The sequence below is a fragment of the Nocardia aegles genome, assembly GCF_052545135.1.
In genome coordinates this window covers 1-530 of the sequence record NZ_JBQWRI010000063.1, presented here as the reverse complement: position 1 = coordinate 530, position 530 = coordinate 1, and the positions used below count along the sequence as shown (strand labels likewise).

Sequence of the window (530 nt, the reverse complement as noted above, 5' to 3'; positions counted from 1 at the left end):
CCTCCTACGTGCACGCGGCCGGCGGACGATCGATCGACACCGACGAGCTGTTCGCGCACGCCGAGCGCAGCCTACCGGTGCACATGGTGCCGACCTCCCTCACCGTGCTGGAGGAGATCCCGCTGACCCCGGTGGGCAAGCTGGATCGTCGTGCCCTGCCCGCTCCGCAGTTGCAGACCAAGGAATTCCGCGCCCCGTCCGGAGCGCTCGAGCAGTTGGTGGCGGGCGTGTTCGCCGACCTGCTCAGCGTAGCCGGCGAGATCGGCGCGGACGACGATTTCTTCGAGCTGGGCGGCAACTCGCTGATCGCGACGCAGGTCGCGGCCCGGCTCGGGGCGTCGGTCGGCGCGCGGGTACCCGCGCGCACGGTGTTCGAGGCGCCGACGGTCGCGCTGCTGGCCGCCCGGCTGGCCGAATTCGACACCGGCGCGGCCCGTCCCGCGTTGGTGGCGTTGGAGCGTCCGGAGCGGGTGCCGTTGTCGTTGGCGCAGCGGCGGATGTGGTTTTTGAATCAGTTCGATCCGGGTTCT

General features: G+C 70.8%; 1 protein-coding gene. It reads left to right on the top strand.

Features of this window, described 5'->3' with window-relative positions; translation table 11 throughout:
* The coding region (locus tag ACT89H_RS29460) for a phosphopantetheine-binding protein (RefSeq protein WP_445111935.1) at positions 1–530 on the top strand (530 nt) is incomplete at both ends.